The sequence below is a fragment of the Algorimicrobium bowmanii genome (assembly GCF_054031195.1).
This window is the reverse complement of the sequence record NZ_CM132929.1, coordinates 281,088-301,121: the sequence shown is the minus strand read 5'-3', so window position 1 is coordinate 301,121 and position 20,034 is coordinate 281,088. Positions and strand designations below refer to the sequence as shown.

At 30.7% G+C, this 20,034-nt stretch carries 20 protein-coding genes; 10 read left to right on the top strand and 10 right to left on the bottom strand.

The window, feature by feature from the left end; all coding sequences use genetic code 11:
* Nucleotides 1-3 precede the first annotated feature (3 nt).
* Nucleotides 4-1,164 carry a DUF262 domain-containing protein gene (locus ACW5R3_RS01305; protein ID WP_456577818.1) on the top strand — a complete coding sequence of 387 codons (1,161 nt, stop codon included), beginning with the start codon at nucleotides 4-6 and terminating at the stop codon, nucleotides 1,162-1,164.
* Between the two features lie 3 nt (nucleotides 1,165-1,167).
* Nucleotides 1,168-2,157, top strand: coding sequence for a protein kinase domain-containing protein (locus ACW5R3_RS01300; protein WP_456577817.1), 990 nt, complete (start codon nucleotides 1,168-1,170; stop codon nucleotides 2,155-2,157).
* 85 nt (nucleotides 2,158-2,242) lie between these two features.
* Here the strand turns inward: ACW5R3_RS01300 and ACW5R3_RS01295 are convergent, their stop codons facing one another.
* The 9 genes from ACW5R3_RS01295 to ACW5R3_RS01255 form a co-directional block, all read right to left on the bottom strand.
* Entirely contained in the window at nucleotides 2,243-2,632 is a 390-nt protein-coding gene (locus ACW5R3_RS01295) for a hypothetical protein (protein ID WP_456577816.1), read from the bottom strand.
* 6 nt (nucleotides 2,633-2,638) lie between these two features.
* Nucleotides 2,639-3,097, bottom strand: coding sequence for a hypothetical protein (locus ACW5R3_RS01290; protein ID WP_342862657.1), 459 nt, complete (start codon nucleotides 3,095-3,097; stop codon nucleotides 2,639-2,641).
* The gene (locus ACW5R3_RS01285) at nucleotides 3,097-5,223 is read right to left on the bottom strand and encodes a hypothetical protein (RefSeq protein WP_342862658.1); all 2,127 of its coding nucleotides are present in this window, start codon (nucleotides 5,221-5,223) and stop codon (nucleotides 3,097-3,099) included. Before ACW5R3_RS01285 ends, ACW5R3_RS01290 begins: the two co-directional genes overlap by 1 nt.
* A gap of 2 nt (nucleotides 5,224-5,225) precedes the next feature.
* Nucleotides 5,226-5,441, bottom strand: coding sequence for a hypothetical protein (locus ACW5R3_RS01280; RefSeq protein ID WP_282148391.1), 216 nt, complete (start codon nucleotides 5,439-5,441; stop codon nucleotides 5,226-5,228).
* Nucleotide 5,442: 1 nt separating this feature from the next.
* On the bottom strand, nucleotides 5,443-7,719 hold the full coding sequence (locus ACW5R3_RS01275) for a DEAD/DEAH box helicase family protein (protein ID WP_456577815.1): 2,277 nt from the start codon (nucleotides 7,717-7,719) through the stop codon (nucleotides 5,443-5,445).
* The gene (locus ACW5R3_RS01270) at nucleotides 7,712-8,848 is read right to left on the bottom strand and encodes a cysteine desulfurase family protein (RefSeq protein ID WP_456577814.1); all 1,137 of its coding nucleotides are present in this window, start codon (nucleotides 8,846-8,848) and stop codon (nucleotides 7,712-7,714) included. The genes ACW5R3_RS01275 and ACW5R3_RS01270 overlap by 8 nt, the downstream gene beginning before the upstream one ends.
* Before the next feature lie 103 nt (nucleotides 8,849-8,951).
* Nucleotides 8,952-10,907: a DUF2779 domain-containing protein gene (locus tag ACW5R3_RS01265; protein ID WP_456577813.1), complete on the bottom strand. Its 1,956-nt coding sequence runs from the start codon at nucleotides 10,905-10,907 to the stop codon at nucleotides 8,952-8,954.
* Nucleotides 10,900-11,739 carry a PD-(D/E)XK nuclease family protein gene (locus ACW5R3_RS01260; RefSeq protein ID WP_456577812.1) on the bottom strand — a complete coding sequence of 280 codons (840 nt, stop codon included), beginning with the start codon at nucleotides 11,737-11,739 and terminating at the stop codon, nucleotides 10,900-10,902. Before ACW5R3_RS01260 ends, ACW5R3_RS01265 begins: the two co-directional genes overlap by 8 nt.
* Nucleotides 11,740-11,878: 139 nt before the next feature.
* Entirely contained in the window at nucleotides 11,879-12,790 is a 912-nt protein-coding gene (locus ACW5R3_RS01255; RefSeq protein ID WP_456577811.1) for a helix-turn-helix transcriptional regulator, read from the bottom strand.
* A gap of 140 nt (nucleotides 12,791-12,930) precedes the next feature.
* On the opposite strand from ACW5R3_RS01255, the gene ACW5R3_RS01250 reads away from it, so the two are divergent.
* Together ACW5R3_RS01250 and ACW5R3_RS01245 are read left to right on the top strand one after the other, a co-directional pair.
* Complete coding sequence (locus ACW5R3_RS01250) at nucleotides 12,931-13,227, top strand: hypothetical protein (RefSeq protein WP_456577810.1); 297 nt, start codon at nucleotides 12,931-12,933, stop codon at nucleotides 13,225-13,227.
* A complete protein-coding gene (locus tag ACW5R3_RS01245) occupies nucleotides 13,227-15,179 on the top strand; it encodes a KAP family P-loop NTPase fold protein (RefSeq protein ID WP_456577809.1) in 1,953 nt (650 codons plus the stop codon). Before ACW5R3_RS01250 ends, ACW5R3_RS01245 begins: the two co-directional genes overlap by 1 nt.
* A gap of 255 nt (nucleotides 15,180-15,434) precedes the next feature.
* Here the strand turns inward: ACW5R3_RS01245 and ACW5R3_RS01240 are convergent, their stop codons facing one another.
* Entirely contained in the window at nucleotides 15,435-16,013 is a 579-nt protein-coding gene (locus ACW5R3_RS01240; RefSeq protein WP_456577808.1) for a hypothetical protein, read from the bottom strand.
* A 249-nt stretch (nucleotides 16,014-16,262) separates the two neighbouring features.
* Here ACW5R3_RS01240 and ACW5R3_RS01235 point away from each other — a divergent pair, with 249 nt between their 5' ends.
* The 6 genes from ACW5R3_RS01235 (at nucleotide 16,263) to ACW5R3_RS01210 (ending at nucleotide 19,927) form a co-directional block, all read left to right on the top strand.
* Entirely contained in the window at nucleotides 16,263-17,018 is a 756-nt protein-coding gene (locus ACW5R3_RS01235) for a patatin-like phospholipase family protein (protein ID WP_456577807.1), read from the top strand.
* A 23-nt stretch (nucleotides 17,019-17,041) separates the two neighbouring features.
* Nucleotides 17,042-17,620, top strand: a complete 579-nt coding sequence (locus tag ACW5R3_RS01230; protein ID WP_456577806.1) for an RNA polymerase sigma factor — start codon at nucleotides 17,042-17,044, stop codon at nucleotides 17,618-17,620.
* A gap of 38 nt (nucleotides 17,621-17,658) precedes the next feature.
* Complete coding sequence (locus tag ACW5R3_RS01225) at nucleotides 17,659-17,970, top strand: hypothetical protein (protein WP_456577805.1); 312 nt, start codon at nucleotides 17,659-17,661, stop codon at nucleotides 17,968-17,970.
* Between the two features lie 2 nt (nucleotides 17,971-17,972).
* Complete coding sequence (locus ACW5R3_RS01220) at nucleotides 17,973-18,473, top strand: hypothetical protein (RefSeq protein WP_456577804.1); 501 nt, start codon at nucleotides 17,973-17,975, stop codon at nucleotides 18,471-18,473.
* A gap of 131 nt (nucleotides 18,474-18,604) precedes the next feature.
* Nucleotides 18,605-18,883 (top strand): EF-hand domain-containing protein, encoded by a 279-nt coding sequence (locus tag ACW5R3_RS01215; protein ID WP_456577803.1) that lies wholly within the window; start codon nucleotides 18,605-18,607, stop codon nucleotides 18,881-18,883.
* A gap of 195 nt (nucleotides 18,884-19,078) precedes the next feature.
* Entirely contained in the window at nucleotides 19,079-19,927 is an 849-nt protein-coding gene (locus tag ACW5R3_RS01210; RefSeq protein ID WP_456577802.1) for a YHYH protein, read from the top strand.
* The last annotated feature ends 107 nt before the right edge of the window (nucleotides 19,928-20,034 follow it).

The window sequence follows — 20,034 nt, the reverse complement described above, 5'->3', positions numbered from 1 at the left end:
AATATGATGAAATATTTTTTAAAATCATTACCAATAAAGGACTTGATAGCGCTCATTGATAGAGAGATTCTAGATTTGTCACCATCCTATCAAAGGGAATATATATGGTCATTAAATGATCAAAAGGAATTAATTAATACGATATATAAAAACTACCCATTACCTAACCTTTTTTTTAATGTTTTAGATAACGGAAATATTGAAATGGTAGATGGCCAACAAAGATCTCGAACTATTTATAGGTATTATAAAAAAGAAATAAAGTTTGCAAAAAAAGACATTCAGCAAAATATGCAGATTGAAGATTTTTTAAATTACGAAATACCAGTAGTTTATATTCAGAAAGCAAACCCTGAAGAAATAAGAGAGTTTTATGTTTTAATAAATAAAAAAGGAAAGTTTTTAAACAACCCGGAAGTTCAGCGGTCTGAATTTCAAGAAACTAAATTTTTGAAGCTATCTGAAAAACTAACATCAAACCAAGAGTTTGTTAATTTAGATCTTTTTACAAATACTGCAGCATTAAGATTAAATGATAGGGATTTCGTTCAAGAACTTTTAGGTTATTTATTAATGAGTTATAAAGATATAGAAAATAATGTGAACGAGGGGTACGAAGGTATTCGAGACAAAAAACAATTTATTGATAAAGAAATTTTTCAACAAGATATCTCAGATTTAGAATCAGAAAAACTTGAAAATAGTTTTGATAAAATAATAAAAAAAATTACAATTTTAGATGAGTTCAAAAGAATCAATACTACTCGTTATAGACAGCGTAATGATTTTTATACTCTTTTTAATTTTATAAATAAACATATCTATTTAAGCAATGAAACCCTATTATATCAGTATAAAATTTTACTAGAGTTTGATGGAAAAGATACTGATGGATATCAATTTATTAGACCTACAAATGAAGATTGTGAGTCTTTTAAAAAATATGCTCAGAATTGTGTTTCTCAAAGTAATTCTAAGATAGCGAGAAAATCTAGATTAGATTTTTTTGAAGATACTTTATTAAATAAAACAGAAAATATAAATGAAAACGAAATTTTATCAGATATCTTTTTTTATTTTGATGAAATATATGGAGAAGAAAAAATTTCTTTAGAAAAGGTAAATCAATATTATTTATTGAATATAGAATTGTTAAATAATTAATTTATGAATTTTAATTTTCCAGATTTCATAAAGTTATCATATGATAATAAAATTGATAATATAGATTATTCTCAGCCACAAAATAATTTAATAAGTATAAATAAAGTTGATTATATTTTTAAAAAGCTTAGTGAAGAAGGAAATAAAGGAGGGAATTCAATAATATTGAAGCTCTATTCAGATGTTGAAATTCAAAGTGAGGAGGATTATGCTGATTTAGATAGTATAAAACCAGATTCGATTTTGAAAATTTTAAAATTCAATTTTAAAAAGAATAGTAGAGGCTCGTCTTTTAGGAAAATTCATAAAAGATTTTTAAATGAAATCCAAGCCTTAGTTATATGCAAGGATACAATTTCACAGAACATAATTGAGATTTATGAGAGTGGTGAATGTTTGATAGATAATAAATTTTATCTTTTTTACACCATGGAGTTTGCAGAGAGTGATTTAAAGGATTTTATAGAACTTAATCACCAAAGTATTGATTTTAGTACTAAGATAAAGTTTTGTAAAGAAATACTAGAAGGAATTAAGGAATTGGATTATCATAAAATTTATCATAGAGATATCAAACCTGATAATATTTTTATGGTTAATGGCAAATGGAAATTGGGAGATTTAGGCTTAGTTGTAGGAAGGCCTTTAGACCATGAGTTAGATAGAGCGGCAGAGTTCATAGGGCCACGAGGCTGGATTTCTCCAGAAGCAATGAATAAGTACTTGACTGAAAACAGGAGGTTTATTTCAGGGTTTGACTGTGAGATTGATAATCAATCTGATATTTTTCAATTAGGTAAATTATTTTGGTATATTTTTCAACATAATGCACCTATAGGGGCAGTGCGCTTATCTGATTTTAATCGTGAATTTAGAGAGGTTTTTCCAATATTAAAAACAATGTTAAGCCATAGTAAGCAACAACGGTATAAACAAGTCGATGATATAATACCTTTATTTAAGCGAATAGAGAAAAAAACACTTTTAGGATAAGAAGGTTAGACAAGTTAAAAAAACTTTCTTAAAAACACACTTGTAGACTTCCATTTATTAAACTAAAAAATATGCAGTTATTATATTATGAGCTAATTCTTGTTTTTAAATAATTATAAAACTCAGTTTTTTTTAATAACGTCAATAATAATTGGCTAATTATTATTGACGTTATTTTAGTTCTGAGTTCAGTTTTACTCCTAAAATCATTGATTTCCTCATTAATGTCAATTTCAAGATATTCTTTATTAACAAAGACCTTTAAAGGCATTCCTAGATTACAGTTTTTAGTTTTAAAACTCTTTTGATGTTCTTTCCATGTCAAGTTAAAAGCGTCCATTAAATCATCTATTTCAAATGTATTAGATTTGTTTTCTGAGTACAACTTGTGCAAAGAAAGTAATAATATAATTTGATGAGGAGCTAAGTCTCCTCTTGCTTTATCTCTTTTTAGATTATCTACAAATTCTTTCATATTAATTTATCTTTTTACAATCTCTATTAAAAAATCATCAGGACTATCAAATTTCCTCTCGTATCCAGGTGTTTGACGAATTTCTAATATGTGTTTTGCTCCTCCTTCAGCATATTCACTAATTATTGTTAATATTTTACGAGATTTTAGAAAATCTTCTGATTTTTCAGCATCGATTTTTCCTATCGCCATTAGTAGTAAAGCGTGTGCTATTGAATCAGATCCATTAGTAATCATTTGGTATTGAAACGAGGATTGATTAGGTAAACTAGCGCCTTCTTCTCTTTTATCGTTTATAAAGCCAATAATTGCAGCCCATGCATACACCTGCCAGTATTTAGAAAAGAACTTATCATCTTTTTTACTTAAAGATTCTTGCTTACGGGCAAACATATCTCTAATCTGCTCAACATTACTACCATAATGAACATTTCTCTTGTTGATTTCTACAAATAGTTTTTCCATTATTTAATTGTATTGATATAAGTTTTTTTGTTAATACGAGAATCTAGCCCTTGCTTATCTATAAGATCATTTTTTAACTCGTAGTATTTACTAATCTTTGCTTTTGTAATAAATCCAGCTCTTTCATCTCCTTTAAGTTTATTATAATCTTTAGACATAATAATAATTTGACCAAAAGAATCTGATAAATTTTCAGTTAGAAAAAGAGTGTTTTCATCATCAAATTGAGAAGTTGGAGCATCCGCTAGTAGCGGAAACGAACGATTCATTTTCTTTTCACTTAAAGATAGAAAAGCATTTGCTACTGCTAGTTTTTGGGCTGTAAGTTCGGCAGTATTTAAATTTGTAAGTGGTTTTTTTGTTTGTTTATCAATTATTCTAACACCTTTGTCTATCTCTATCTCTCCTTGCGGATTCCCTCCTAAATATCTTGAATATAGTGAGTTGCTTTCTTCGTTTATCTCCTTCATTAATTGATCTAAAGCTTCATCTTTCAATTTAATCAATGCTGCATTAATAGTGTCAATATATTTTTTTGCTTGCACCTCTGTTATCTCAATAGAATCATCAATACCCATTATTTTTGCTTTACGCTCTAATAACTCACGAAGGTTTCTTTCTTCAGACTCTTTATCATTCTTATACATCAAAATTCTTCTTTCTGCACTAGCTTTACTTGTATTTAAACTTCTAATTTTATTCAATACTTGTTGGGCGTTTGTTGAACCAATAGTAATTTCAGAAGGGTTTTCAATTCCAGACTCAGAAAATAGGTTTTCTCTACGACTTAATAATTTTTTCCTTTTACTAATAAGTTTTTCTATTTCATTATCATTTTCTTTTACTTCAGTTGAAATACCAGGAAGTTCATTTAATAAATTTCTTTTAAACCTATTAAGTTCTGTAAAATTATCAGATAAAACTTTTTGGATTTGATTATTTTTAAAATCTTCCATGCGTGACTCAAGAGCATGATACGGAGCTGTATCTTCTTCAACTGCTCTTTCACATATATAACAAATATTATCATCTAACATTTTTTGTACATATTCGGGGCCAGGCAATGTAATTGGCACTGGGTTTTCTGATTTCTGAAAAGATTTTATATCCTTACTTAAAACATTAAGGTTTTTAGATGAGTCTTTAATCAAATCATCACACTTATTAAGCATCCATTTCGAAATAAATTTCTCTTTATTTTGTACAGATAAAAAATCTATCTTATCATTAACCGTTTTTATATCATATTCTAATTTATTCAAATTTGCCTTTAACTCCGAATACTTATCAAGCCCTTTTAATTTATCTTCTTCTTTAGATATAGAGTCTGTTAAATCTAATAACTCCTTTTGAGCGTCTATAGTTTTATCTTCAAAAGAGTCAAGTTTTCTTTTTAAGTTATCAATATTAAAAATGATACTTTGTTGTTCCGCAGTAAACTTTTTGATTTTATTTAATTCTTTATCAATTTTTTTTCCGATACTAGACCCTGATGCTTTTGTAATGTTTACTAGATTTTCATAAATAGGAAAATAAGAGATTTCCTTTATGGCATAATTTAAAGTTGAAGGGTTACTAAAATCGTATAAGTCATCAACAGTTTCACCTTGAAACCACATGAATTTTCTAATACTAACAGGGAAAATTTTATCTAAAAACCACTTATGTTCTCCTTTATCTAAGTATTTAGTTTCTCCATCTTTTACATACCAAATTTGTAATTCTGGTTTTGATGTTGGAATAATATCTTCAACTCCCTTTCTATAAAAAACTTCCTTTTCAAAATGATATTCTACAAGTTCTCCTTTTATCTCTTCATTTTCATGAAATTCGGCGGTTAATGTAATTTTAATTGATGTTTTATTTAAATCATCAATTTTAGACTCAGAAACAATATGATCAGGCAATGTTATTATTCTATCTGCTGATTTCCATTCTTTTTTTGTTGTGTCATCTTCTTTATCAACGTACACGTTGTTAAAAAACGTCCAATGGAAAGCATTAAATAAATGAGATTTTCCTCCAGAATTTTTTGCAGAAACAATATTAAGACCTTCTTCAAAAATAAATTCATTATGTTTCACATAACAAAAAAAGTTATCTATCTCTACTTTGTTGATTATCATACTTAATTGTTTGTTTTAAGATGGTTAATTAAATAATTTTCAAATTCACCTCTTGCCTTTTCTTTTAAATCTGGGCTAGATTTAAATTTTAATAAAACATCAAATGCTTTATTTAAAATGGTTGAATCTAATTTGCTTAATTCTACTTTCTCTGGAAATCCATCTTCTTTTAGAATCTTATTAAATTCTTCTCTTAGTGAGTCGTTTAATGATTTCATATTATTTATAATTTTCAAGTTCCTTATTTGCTAATTCATATATATCTATATCAAGATCATAGCACATGTTTTCTAGCTTTTTTAAGCAAGAATCTTTGTTTTCACTCAAAACGGCGAAATTTACTAAGCGTTTTAATTCTGAGATAAAAATGTTTTTTTCAATTTTAGAAAGTTTTTCATCTGTATTAGTGTGGTCTGTAATTGGTTTGACGATTAAATCATAAATTATGGCAGATTCTTTCCCTTTAAAATTCCGAAGAACCCGCCCGCGTCTTTGTACATATTGTCTAGGGTTTCCTGTTGATGAACAAAAAATCGCATATTTAGTTTGAGGTATATCTACTCCTTCATCTAAACATTTCATAGCTAATAATGCATCTAGTTTTTCAGATTTGAACTGTTCAAATATTTGATCTCTATTTTTAGTTTCACCTGTAAATTTTGCCATTCTTAAACAAAATCTATCATGCAAGACAGAAATATATTGATCTATTAATCTACCATTATCATTTTCTATATTTACGTCTGAGTCATCATTTTCAACATAATCGACCTCTATACCTTCAGGTACATAAATAAAGGCGTTTTTAAAATTCTCTTTACCTATTTCTTCTATAATGGATACTAATTGATTTACTTTTCTTGATGCTTTATGTATTATGTTTTTTCTCCTAATTAATAAATTGTTTACATAATCGGATTCACGATATATACCTGTTTCAGGATCTATAAACTTAGATAATTCTTTAGAGATTTTTAAATATTCATCCTGTTCACCTTGTTCTAAGCTGACTATTTTAGGGTGATAATAATATTTGCAGAGTATTTTATTTTCTATAGCAGTTTTCATATTATACTCATAGGTGTATTCTTCTTCAGAAACAGAAAAATATTCATTTAGGTTTGTATTACCAACATCATCAAACTGCCTTTCGGGGGTAGCAGATAAGCCAATGCGTTTTTGTAAATAGTTAGGTAAAACCTTTAAGAAACCTTGCGACCCCATAGTATGAGCTTCATCGGCGATAATAGTTATTCTATCAAACTCATTTGAAAATAAATCTTTGAATATTGTTTGAAAATTATTGCCTTTAAAAGTAGCGTAAGTTGTTACTATAGCATAATTACTCTCTCGTTGGAAGACAATGTTTTTTCCTATACTTTTAAGTTCATTTTTCCAATTATTGTTAATACTACAGCAAACAATAGTATCTTGAAAATTGAATTTATGCTTTGTTTCATTAATCCATTGTTTTGCTAAAGCAGTTGTAGGAACTAAAACAATGAATTTATAATAATTATTTTCTTTATAATCATTTAAAACACAATTTAACGACGTAATAGTTTTGCCTGTACCAGTAGCCATTGCAAAGAGACCTTTTCTATTGTTTTTAAGCCATTTTAAGTATGCATCTTTTTGATATTGTCTAGGCTCACATATTTTGTTGTCAAAACGTGGGAAATGTGGTTCCATTTCTTTTTTCTCAAATCCCTCAATCTTCTCAAGAGCAGAATTAATTGATTGCTTAATTTTCGGGTTTTTTAAAACTTTATTTTTTAAACTTATTAGTTCTTTCTCCTGAACTAACAATTCTTGTATGCTTTTATCCCCAAATTCATTCTTGATAACAGACTCTATTTCGTCAACATTCAGATATTGTACATTCTCAGCATTTTCTAAAAATATATCTTCAAAATCTTCCATCTGCTTCTCAACAGACCTTTTTGACCTTGGGTCATCCCAAGATAATCGACACTGTAGCTCTTCTAAATTTTCAACAAAACCATAATAAGTAAAATTACAAGAAGACTTATAACTCACACTATTTTCTCCATCCGAAAAAACACCTGATTTATAATGAGATATTCCTTTACCTCCCTTAGGTTTTATAATTTTAATTTCTATTTTATTATTAGAAATCAACCAAGCGAAGCATTCAAAGAAATGTTTACCATAAACATCTAAAGATTGATGTAAGCTTTTTATATTTTCGAAGTTAAATACAGTAGAAAAAGATTCTTTGTTTTGTCCATTAACAATTGCTGTTTTATCTTCTTCTGAAAGTACATTATTAATAACAGCTCTCATTTTTCCTCCAGAGTATATGAAATTAGCAAAACCTAATGATAATAAGTTTATTGCAGAAGAACTAAAATAACCTAATAGTAAATCAAAAGTCATACTGTTGCACAAGGCATCTAGATAAAACTGTAAAGGTTCGTCATCACTTCCAGTTTTATAATCTCTGTCTTCTGCCCATGTTACTTTTTTAAGCATGTTTTAATTTTAGATGATTTTTTAAAATTGAACAAAAAACATCAATATCGTGTTTTGAAGAAAATTTATCAAACGACACTCTTATTGAATTATTTTTGTTGAAATTTTCGGGTTCAATAGCCTTCAAAACATGAGACTCTTCTAATAACTCTGAATTACAAGCAGAACCATTACTAATTGCGATATATTTCTGACTTCCTATAAAGATATCAGATTCCAGGTTAGGTATGATTAAATTTATAATATTTGGAACCCTTAAATGTCTTTTTGATACAGGACTAAATTCAGTAATTTCACTAACAACCGTTATTAAATAATCATTTAATTCTTTTATTTTTAAAACTACATCATTCATTTCTTTTTCAGATATTTCACAGGCTTTTCCTAGACCTACTATTAAAGGTGAATTATATGTGCCTGATCTTAATCCTTTTTCTTGTCCTCCACCGTGAATTAACGGTGTTATTTCAATACGATTTCTTACATAAAGCACACCTATACCTTTTGGCCCGTTTAACTTATGTCCAGAAAAACAAAGTAGATCTATACCGTCTTTTTGAACATCTACCTTTATCTTTCCTACAGCTTGAGTAGCATCACAGAAAAAGGCAATATTATTTTCTCTCGTAAATTCACCTATTTCTCTAATCGGTTGGATAACGCCTGTTTCATTATTTACATGCATAATTACAATAAGTAAAGTGTTTTCTTTTACGGAATCCCTCAATTGATCTATTGTAATGAGTCCATTTTTATCAACATCTAAGTATGTTACTTCATAGCCCTTTGTTTCTAAATACTCGCAAGTAGATAGTACCGCCTTGTGTTCAGTCTTTACTGTTATAATATGATTCCCTTTGTTTGGATTAGATTCAACATAGCCTTTTAATGCTAAGTTTATTGATTCTGTAGCGCCAGATGTGAAGACGATTTCATTACTACTACAGTTGATAATATCTGCAACTTGAGCTCTAGCTTTTTCTATTGCGTCTTTAGCTCCTTTGCCAAAACTATGGTTACTTGAAGCGTTTCCATAATATTCTGAAAAATATGGAAGCATATCATTCAAGACCCTAGGGTCTACTTTTGTAGTTGAGGCGGAGTCTAAATATGTGATTTCTTTTTTCAATTAAAAGTTTTTTTTAATCTTAACCTTTGCTAAGTTATCTAATTTGTAATAATATTAAAGGTCTATTTTTATTTTTCTTGTCAGAATATTCTTTTTAGAGTAATTAAGTTATTAATTCTTTAAAATGCTCATAAATCATTACCATAGCAAGCGTGTCTAGCTCACAATATCTAAGTAGCGCACTTTCAAGTGCATCACGTTCCTCTTCTGTCACATCTTCAAACTGCAATTTTGCGTATGCTGTTAGAGCCGTTCCTCCATCTGCAATGTCTCCTATGTTTGCTAATGCACTATCTAATTGTTCTTGTGACCAGTTTTCATAAACAGATGGTAATGCCTTATATGGACTAATCGCTTTTCCATCTTCAAACTGAAGAAATACATATTCTTGTGGGAAGTTTTTAGAGGTTAGGTTGATATCACTTATTGGTTTTACATATTTTCTCTTTATCACTTCACTAGTATTTAAGACTGCTGGAAGCACTGCTTTTATAGATAAGCTTCCATTCATTTCTGGATGGAAATAATAATTTTTCACTACTTGGAAGAGGTCAATCATATCTCTTGGTCCAGACCAAGTAGTTGCGGAGCTTCCTGTGTTATGACTAATAGATTCAATGAATGAAATAAGAGCGTCTTTATCGTCCTCTGATGATTCTAGTAACTGTCCATAGATTTTATTAAGTATCGTGTTTTCGTGATTGTGGTATCTAAATATTGAACCTTCGTTTTTAGATAAAGAATCTCTCAAAGCTCTCACAAAATCGAAATTTGGGAAATGACCGATTTTTGTGTCAAGGTGTTCTGAATAATGCTCAATAGTACCGTCTTCAAAAACAATGTGATGGCTATATTGAAATGCTAATTGCTCGTATGGTTTTCTGCCTGCAGTAAATGGTATGGCCACCGCAGTAGTTTCAAAATCAATAAAATTTAGTGGAAACTTCCAATTACTCATTTCCTTACGAAGCCCATCAATTTCGATCTGCGGTGTATTGTCCGTTTGTTTAGTCTTCTCTATTTGTAACCAGCGTCTTTCGGAATTACTTATGGCATCTGCTTCTAATTGAATATTGATATGCTCCAGTTCTATTTGATCCATAAACACAATTCCTTGTTCAAACAAATTTCCGCTACCTCTAAAGTTCCAAACATCATAACTTTTAGGTTCAGATATACGCTTTCGCGAAAGCGATAACTGATTTGTCCAACATTCGTGATATCCACTTTTAACGTCTGAGTCAGTATCATCAACTCTGTATTCACAGCCTTTACAATGCTTGCCAATAGGTGTGTCCAAGCGGATGTCATTTTTATAGCTATCTCTAAAAAACAAAACACAATCTTCAAATGATTGGGCTTCAAAAAGTGGATTTTCATTGTGAATTAAATTCACTTCGGTATCCACATTAATGTTACAAAGAATTGAATCACCTATGTGCTGATTAGTAAGCCAAGGTGTTGTTATTATTCCGGTTCTTAAATTACTGTTTTGTGCTATTTTGAAATGTTGATTTAAGCCATCAACAGTAGCCTTTTTGGATTTATCTACAAGATTAAGATATGGTGTAATATTCCATTCAGGATGACATCTTTGCGTTACATATTTCTGAAATGCGACATCATACAAATAATCAGACCAGCCTAAACCACCTCTTGAGTTTATAAAACTATCGTGATGAGCGCTATCTATAGATTTAGCTTTTACCTCAATTAATTTAATTTTATTTCCTTGCTTTACAAGTATATCAGTTCTAATAAATAGACCTTCAAATAAGAATGCTGCTTCAAAGATTACAACATTCTCATTGTGTAATAACTCACTTGTTTTATCTGCAAGTTTTTGATAATTCCAATCGTCGCCAAGAATAGCGATTCCATCTGGGTATTCCATACGAGCTAATTCCTCCACTTGAAAACCTCCTTGTGCAAGAGCTTCTAAGAATGTATCGGTTTCGCTAGAATCTTCATATTCTTTCTTTCTAGTGTAGAACAGTTTAGTTGGACAATCAAGTGCCAACTTAAATCTAGATTTAGTTAGGTAGCGTGGCTTAGTCAAATTTTAAGTCGTTCATTAAATTATTAATCCTTTTTAGGTTTTCTATCGTTGCGCTCATATCAATAAAGTCGCTACTATTCTTTACTCTATACTCATTTGACAAAGCTGCTACTGTCATCCATTTTCCTATTCGTCCATTTTGATGAATGTCAATTTTATGCTCTTCAGCTAATGGGTATAGCTTTTGTCTAAATTGATTTCTTACATGATACTTATTCTCCTTAGTTCCTTCTACATATATTTTAATACATAGTTTAGTATGTTCAAGTTGTAGATAATATTCAAAATAGATATCATCAATCTTTCCAGAGTTCCAATGCCACCAGTAACCTAAAAACCCACCATTTCTTTGTGGTACATAGTCCCAAGTCCCATCATTAAAACCATTTTGGATATTTTGATAAAAACCTTTCCAAGAATCCCAATGCCAATCTTCAAAAGGAAGCGTCAAGTAACTTTGAACAGAACTTCTTCTCCTTTTTAAAAAGTTTGTGAAGTCTACATAAATACTATTATCAATGCCCGATTGAATACCTTCCTCTAAAACATCCAATAAGTCTTTTCGTCTTATAATTTTATATCCATTGTCGTTTGCACTTTTGTATCTACTTTGATCTCCAGTCTTAAGATATATAGGGTAAATTGTTTTATCTGCATATTCATTCTCTAAGAGTTTCTTATATCTGGATAACTGATTACCGTGTTCATTACTATGAACTTTATCTTCAATAAGGATTACGTGCTCGTCGTTAATTACAATTACAATATCAATACTCTTGAACTGACGTTTTATAGTCAAACTATCTATTGATTTGATTTCGCCATTAGTCATTAGGTTGATAAAGTTTGTCGCAGAATCAGTCAGAAGAGTATTAACTCCTTTATAGGCCGGATGTGTCCAATCTATAAACCAACATAAAAAAGCATCTTGCGACAATTCAGAAGTTGCCCATTGAAATAAGTTAGGAGTTTTATTCATAGTTATGCATCATTTGTTTTATGTAGTTTTTCATTTTTTCTCTCAGCCATATAGGTTCTTTAATAGCTACCATTCCTGCCATTTTCAAGACTTGCGTTTCAAATTCATAGTTGGACTTAATATGAAAAATTGCTTCTCCCCATTTACCATCTAATCCGTCAATACAAACTTGTGATTTATGAAGCGGTAAACTCCTTAAATACTTTAATTGTTTATTATCAGCACTTAAAATTACCTTTTCAACTTTCTTGGATTCGTTGTAATTAAGACCGACAATATCTTCATACAGCTTAATTTGAGCTTCAAAGTCTTGAGATAAATCGCTTGGAGTATCTGTCAATTTTAAATCTGATATTCTATCAATACCAAAGTTTCGGATCTCGTTCTCTCCTTCAGGAACTGCAATTAAGTACCACCTGTTTAAATATTCTTTTAAACGCAATGGAGTAACTGTATATGTCTTTCTAGTTTCTTTGTAATAATTCTCTTTTGTAAAAGTTAGCTTGCGCGAAAGCGTAATTCCCTTAACTATCCTAGCCATATTATGCAACCCTGTGAAATCTGAACTATCATCTGGAATGATGTATTTATTAAAAGATTTATAATCTTTAATTCCTTCTTCATACATTTCTGCTAAGGAAGAAAACTCAGCAAACTTCAAAAAACTACTTATCTGACGCTCGTCTTCTTCTAAGACATAACCACGTATGGATCTGCTGTAATTAATCTCAATACCAAAATCATCTTTCAAATTTTTCAAGTCCCTTTCTAGTGTACGAGGGGTTGTGTCAATATCAAAATCTGCAAATAATCTGTCGATCATTTCAGTTTTTGAAATACCACTTTTACTCGTTACAAGATGCATTATGCAGGACAATCGTTTCAATAGTTTATAATTTGCCATTTTATTTAATATTCAAATTTATAAATGTACCTCGCCAAAGTATGTCGATATAAATTTAAAAATAAAACGACACAAAATGGCGATATAAATTTCTTATTTTGTGAACGTATTAAAACTGATAACCATTTAATTAAAAATATATGATTGCACGTGTCGGCATAAAAGGGAATTACATTGAAACCTTAGATGAAAAAGGAAAGCGTATAAAAAGAGCCGTTTTTCAAGGCGATTTTCTTGGTAATTCAAGTGAGATAGTGATATTACAAAAAGGTAATTACACAGAAGTACTGGATGAAAACCTAAAGCGTTTATCAAGATTTGTAAATGATTTCGACCGTTTTTTAGGAGCATCTGGTGAAACTTTTTCGGTACAAGATGGAAACTATGCCGAGACCTATGATAAAAAAGGAAAACGCATAAGCCGTAAAGTAGCCTAATGATTACTTCTAGCATTATAGATGTTCCTAAGAAAGCAGGATTGCCAGATCAGCTTGGAATAGATGCCTACAAGAATGGCCTAACTAATTTTATTAATACAGCTCAGACTCCTTTAACTATTGCGATTCAAGGTGAATGGGGAAGTGGGAAGACATCCTTGATGAACTCTGTAAAGCACGACTTATGTGATAGTTCAGAGAACTTTCAAGCTATATGGGTAAACACTTGGGAGTATTCATTATTAAGCGATGAATACACCACGATGACTAATATTATTCAAGGAGTTATAGGTTCTGTTATTTCGATTTTAGAAAAAGATAAGAATCAAAATGTACAAGCTTTAAAAAAGAAAGCTTCTCGATTCTTATTGTCAGCCACAAAAAGTCTTATGAAGACTGGTGCAAATATGGCGACAGCAGGAATTGCTGGAGATGCAGTAGATGCTCTTTGGGAAGAAAGCGCAGGACAATCTTCATTAAGAGATTTACACGCAGAGTTACAAGAACAAATAAATACGTGTGTAAATAAAGATGAAAAGACAAAAGGCTTCTTGTTTTTTATAGATGACTTGGACAGAATAAATCCGCCAGTAGCTGTACAAATATTAGAGTTACTTAAAAATATCTTTGACCTAGAGAATTGTATTTTTATTCTAGCAATAGATTATGATGTAGTTGTAAAAGGATTGGAACCAAAGTTTGGAAAAAAGACTTCTCAAAATGAAAGAGAATTTAGGTCATTCTTTGAAAAGATCATCCAGTTACCTTTTACTATGCCAGTTGGCCAATATAAAATTGATAAGTTAATTTTAGAGGGGCTTCAAAAGATAAATTATTTTGAATCTAAAGAAATTGATGAAGCTACAGGGAAATCTATTGTTGAAATAAGTCACCAAACAGTAGGCTCTAATCCAAGAGCTATAAAACGATTATTGAATAGTTTATCGCTAGTCAAGAATGTAATGTATGCGGTGGAACAGGAAAACAAACCATCCGATTTTCAGCAACTCATAAACATAGGTGTTTTTAGTATACAGATATCTTATCCTTTTATATATCGTGCTTTAGAACGTTATCCTGATTTTGAAAATTGGGATGAGCAGTTACTAGATACTTTTAAGATTGATAAGTTAGATGAAGAGTTAAAAGAACAGCTTAGTAAGAATGAATATTTTGATGAAGAATGGGAGCAGGTTCTATATCAACTTTGTCAAAGAGAAAGTTATTTGAGCACTAGAGCTATGCAAATCTCACGTTTGCTTAATACACTTAAATCTCTGATAGAAGATAATGCAAAAGAAGCGCTTGGAAGTTCAGAAGATTCTTCCGTTGGAGATATAATGAGTAATGCCATAGATGTAGCCTCGGTCACTAGCTATGATGACACGATTGAAGAAGTAAAACCTAAAGAAATTCACAAGTCACATTTCTTAAAAGGTTTAAATAATCGAGTTTCAAAATCTTTAATAGCATTAGCTAAAGAGTCTGGGATTGAACTTCAATACAATCAAAAGAGAGTTCAGTCTAATTTGACTTACATCATACAAAAGCCAAAGCACAGATATAGACTAGATTTTTCCATTCATCCAGGAGCAAAAGATTACCGTATTGAAACTAGATATGAATGTTGGTATTTTATAAAAGCTCCACATAAAAGTTTTGATTCTAACTTAAATGAACCTGATGCATTAGCGATAAAAGCAAGAGAGCGCTTCAATTCAACTTTAGCAAATTTGGAACAATTAGATAAAGAACTTCCTGAATACTATGATTTCAATCACGGAATAGCAAAGAATGACCATCACAATACAGTTGTTATGAGAATGAATACTCGTCTACCTAATGCTTGGACATTTATCAACGAAGAAGAAAATCAAAAAGAATTTGCTAATGCTGTAGTGAAATTTCTAAAGGCAGTTGATGGAATTGAAATTATTGATTTAGAATTCTAGTATTTTAGTTATTTTGTTAATCGATGCTCAAACCTTTCTACAGATATAATACTGAATAATACTTTTATTGAGCTAGTGATTTAATAGAAGTATGCAATCAGAGTAAATAACGCTCTTTATTACTCTAATAATTTCAATACAGGTGGGACCACAAAAAAAGCCCCGTAAACACTATGTTTACGGGGCTTTTGATTTTTATGAAGATAACAAAAAGTGCAACCTAAATTTATGGACTGATAGTTAGTTGTAACTATTTTATGCTATTGGTAAGCCTTTTCCTTGTTTTTTCATGATGCCAAAAAGGGATTTAGCGTCGATATTTATTTTTTGAATCTTATCATTTTCAACTACCAATACTTCACCTTCCAATACATTTGTTGTGCTAGGAAAAAATACAACCGAATTTTCAGTTTTTTCATCAATTAAAAGTCCTGGTTTATCACCCATAGGAGTGTTAACTAATATGGGCTCTCTATTATCTGCTTTTGGACTTATTTTATTTTCAAGGTCGGTTTTGTATTTATTATACCCAGGTACAATATCTAACAAGGTGCTTTCAAACCAATTGTAAAATTTCATAAAACGCGGTAAGGTTGCTAGATACCCGAAAACATAAAAAATAAGAAGTAGCAAGATACCCGTGGTAATAGTTAGGGAGTGCTTTCCAAAAAAATCGTCTAAATGTAAATTGTGAACAATGAGTTTGCCTAAGTGGCTTACTTTATACCATAGTTTTTCAACAACGATAAAAAGTACAAACATGGGTAATAAATACATCATGCCACTAACAATTTTACTTCTAGGCTTCTCTAAATGCTTTTTGTAATCTTTCATACTATGTTTTGGTTGGTTATTATGTTTTGAATTCTTGAATTAGGATTAAATCGCTTTAATTTCAAGGGAATGTTATCTTATAATTACAATGTTAGGTTAAAAATAAATAAAAAATTTAATTGTTAGTTTTTAAATTCAAATACATTGGTTTTTGGGTGCTTAAAATTGCTTTTATGATAATTTACAAACCAGAGTTTTTAAATTATAATATGTATTTTAGTTCTAGAATAAATTTCAGGTTATAATAAAATGAAAAAAATAGGACTTGTATTGTCTGGAGGTGGTTATAGAGGTGTTGCCCATATAGGTGTTTTAAAAGCCATGGAAGAATACGGTATTAAACCTGATTATATTGCAGGAACAAGTGCTGGAGCTATAGTAGGAACCTTATACGCAGCTGGGAATTCTTGGGAGGAGATTTTTGACGTTTTTCTAAATACAGATTTATTTTCCTATCAGAATTATACACTTAAAAAACCCGGATTAATAGACGGTTCTAAAATTGAAGGTTTATTAGATAATCATATTAAAGATAATGATTTTGAAAAGTTAATTATTCCTGTTTTTGTAGCAACCACAGATTTAATTACAGGGAAAACTCGTTTTTTTAGTTCCGGACCTATTATAAAACCGGTTATAGCTTCATCGTCTGTACCAGGGGTTTTTGCGCCATTACAAATTGGAGATTCACTTTTGTGTGATGGTGGTGTTACTAATAATTTTCCCGTTGAACCACTTCAGGTGTATTGCGATAAGATTATTGGTGTTTTTCTTAATTCCTTGTTAGATACGTCTATTAGTGATTTATCATCTACAAAATCAGTATTGGAGCGTGCCTATAAAGTTTCACGTGTTAATGCTACAGAAGCAAAATTTAAAGATTGTGATGTATTTATAGCGCCTAAAGATTTAGGGAAGTATGAGATTTTTTCCAAAGCCCATGTTAATGAAATTTTTCAAATAGGTTATGAAGAAGCTAAGCTTAAATTAAATCAATTTATTTAATTTGCCATAAATTAAGTTCCCATTTGGAAGAACAAGACTTTATAGACGCATTAAAATCTGGAAAACAATTTGCTTACGGAAAGCTTATTGATGATTTTCAGCATAAAGTATTTGCAACCTGTATTTCCTTTGTCCCAAATAAAGAGGATGCAGAAGATATTGCACAAGATGTTTTTGTTGAGGTTTTTAATTCCATTCATAAATTTAAAGGACAATCTAAGTTGTCAACTTGGATTTACAGAATTACAACTAATAAATGTTTAGCCTTTATAAGAGCAAGAAATACTAAAAAGCGTTTTGGGTTCTTACAAAGTATTATGGGGAATGATATGCCAATTGATAAAACAGATTATTTTACCGAAATGAATCATCCAGGCATTATATTGGAAAATAAAGAAACTAGCGAAACCCTCTTTTATGCTATTAACCAACTTCCAGATGCTCAAAAAATAGTTTTTACTTTACATAAAATAGACGGTAAGAGTTATCAAGAAATTAGTGGTATTATTCAAAAAAGTGTATCATCGGTGGAGTCGTTAATGTTCAGGGCCAAGAAAAATTTGCAGAAACTTCTAGAAAATTATTATAAAAATGAAAACTAGCGCAAGTTTTTTAAAATTTTCACATCTAAAGGTATAGTATGGAAACAGATAGAAATATTAAATTAAAAACAGAAGCTACAATTAATGTGGCAGATCGCATAGAATCGGTTCAAGCATCACCTTTCTTTAAGGATAGGGCTATGCAGCGCTTATTTGCTGAGAAAGAAGTAAAACAAACTGCTTGGGGTTGGTTTACTCCTAAATTACAATTAGCAACATTAGTTTGCCTTGTTGTGCTTAACATCTTTGCTTTTTCTAGTATAAATAAATCAACTTATAATGAGAATGTATCAGAGTTTGCAGAAACTTATGGATTATCAACAAGTACACAAACATCAATTTTAAATTAGTTATGAAACAGAATACTATTTTATACATCTTACTTATTTTCCTTGTGGTTGCAAATGGCTTTTTTCTTTATAATTTCATGGGACCACATGTAAATAATAGAGAAAAGGGGAAGCAAGACCCATTAAGTTTTATAGCGAAACAATTAGATTTTGATGGCAATCAATTGGAGCAAATGAAACAGGTTAATGAGGAGCATCACCTAAGCATGAAACATATTAATGACGAGTTAAAAGGTTTAAAAGACAATTTGTTTATTGAATTATCGAACGTCAGTTTAGAACGCAGTACTGTTGATTCGTTAACAAGTTTAATTGGCGAAAATCAAAAAAAACGAGAGATAGAAGTTTTTTATCACCTTAAAAGTATTCGTGAAATATGTACCGAAAAACAGCGGAATAAGTTTGAGGCTATTATAAAACAAGCATTACGAAATGATATTAATAATAACCCTGAAGGGCAAAGGCCACCGCCAGAAGGACAAAGGCCGCCACCAAGAAATTAATTAAAAACAAAAGAAGAAAAGACCTCTAAAAAATAGAGGTCTTTTTTTTTGGGCTTTTTTTTAACAAAAAGCAGCACAAGTTTAAAGCAAGAATCACATCTAAAACTACATAACAATAAAATATACAGCTTATGAAACCTAACAATTTAAGTGCCGCATTATTAGTTTTTGGATTATTCCTAGTTACTAATTTAACATTTGCACAACAGCAAAAAGGAAGAGATCAAAAGAAACCACCAACATTCAGTGAGTTGTTGGAGAAAATGGATGCTAACGAAGATGGTAAACTTGCTAAAGATGAAATTTCTGGCAATTTAAAAAATCACTTTTCGGACATTGATACTGATGAAGATGGCTACATAACCGAAGAAGAATTAAAAAATGCGCCGAAACCTAAAAAGCGCGATTAGTACCCTGAAAAATAAAGATATTATTATTTGATTGGTTAGTTTTTTAAAGCTCTACGAGCAATTGTGGAGCTTTAATATTAATGTGTCAACATAAAAAAGTAACAAATAAAAAAGAGCTCTTTAAAAAATATGAAGAGAGCGCAAGTTTTTACTAAATCTAGACTCTAAAGTATATAACTCAAAAAATTAGAAGATATGAAAACACCATTTAAACTATTAATAGCCGCTTTCAGTTTTGCAGCCATAGGATTGGCTTGCTCTGAAAATGATGATACCTCAACGGGTGGGTCGAGTAGTACCGATTCAGGTGATACAGATACCGAAGTAACACTTCACCCTGCCTATGCCGTTTTTGATGCTGATAATACCGATATTATACTAAACGGTTCTAGTGTATCAATTGAAACAAATGGTATGGCGAATCACACCTCCCCTTACTGGTCTAATACAACCGAACGTGTTGCTGTAGATCCTATGGGGAATACATTAATAACGCCTGCTGCTTCTGAAGATCATCCGTTGTTTGTAGAGCCAACAGTTACAACTTTCGAGCATATGGCGCCAGGTAATATTGACGATTTTAACGGGTCGTTCACACTTACAGTACCAGCAAACCCACAACTAGCTTCGAATTCTACAGCTACAGGTTTGGGTGCTATAGGTATAGCAATTAGTGGTGCTGTTATTTATAACGATCAAGAAGGGCCTAATGATCCTTTAGATAGTGCTGTTGGATCTTTAGATTATACAGCTGCACATACAGGGCCACAAAGTTATCATTACCATTTAGAGCCTAAAGCATGGTCTGATGATGATGAAAACTTAATAGGTGTAATAGCGGACGGCTTTTTTCTTTACGGTAGAAAATGTCACGCTACAGGAACTTATCCTGACGATTTAGATGCTTCAGGAGGGCACACTAGTACAACACAATATGCAACAACTGCCGAATATCATTACCATATTCAAAATGAACTATTCCTTAATCAGTTTTATATTTTATTCCCGGGGGATTATCAAGGGACACCAAATGCTATTCAATAAGCTTTTAGTTAGTTTTCTATTGCTAAGTTTTTCATCCTGTAATACAAATAAACAGGGTGAATCACTAGGTAATACAGCAGCTAGTACTATAACGGTTGTAAATAAAA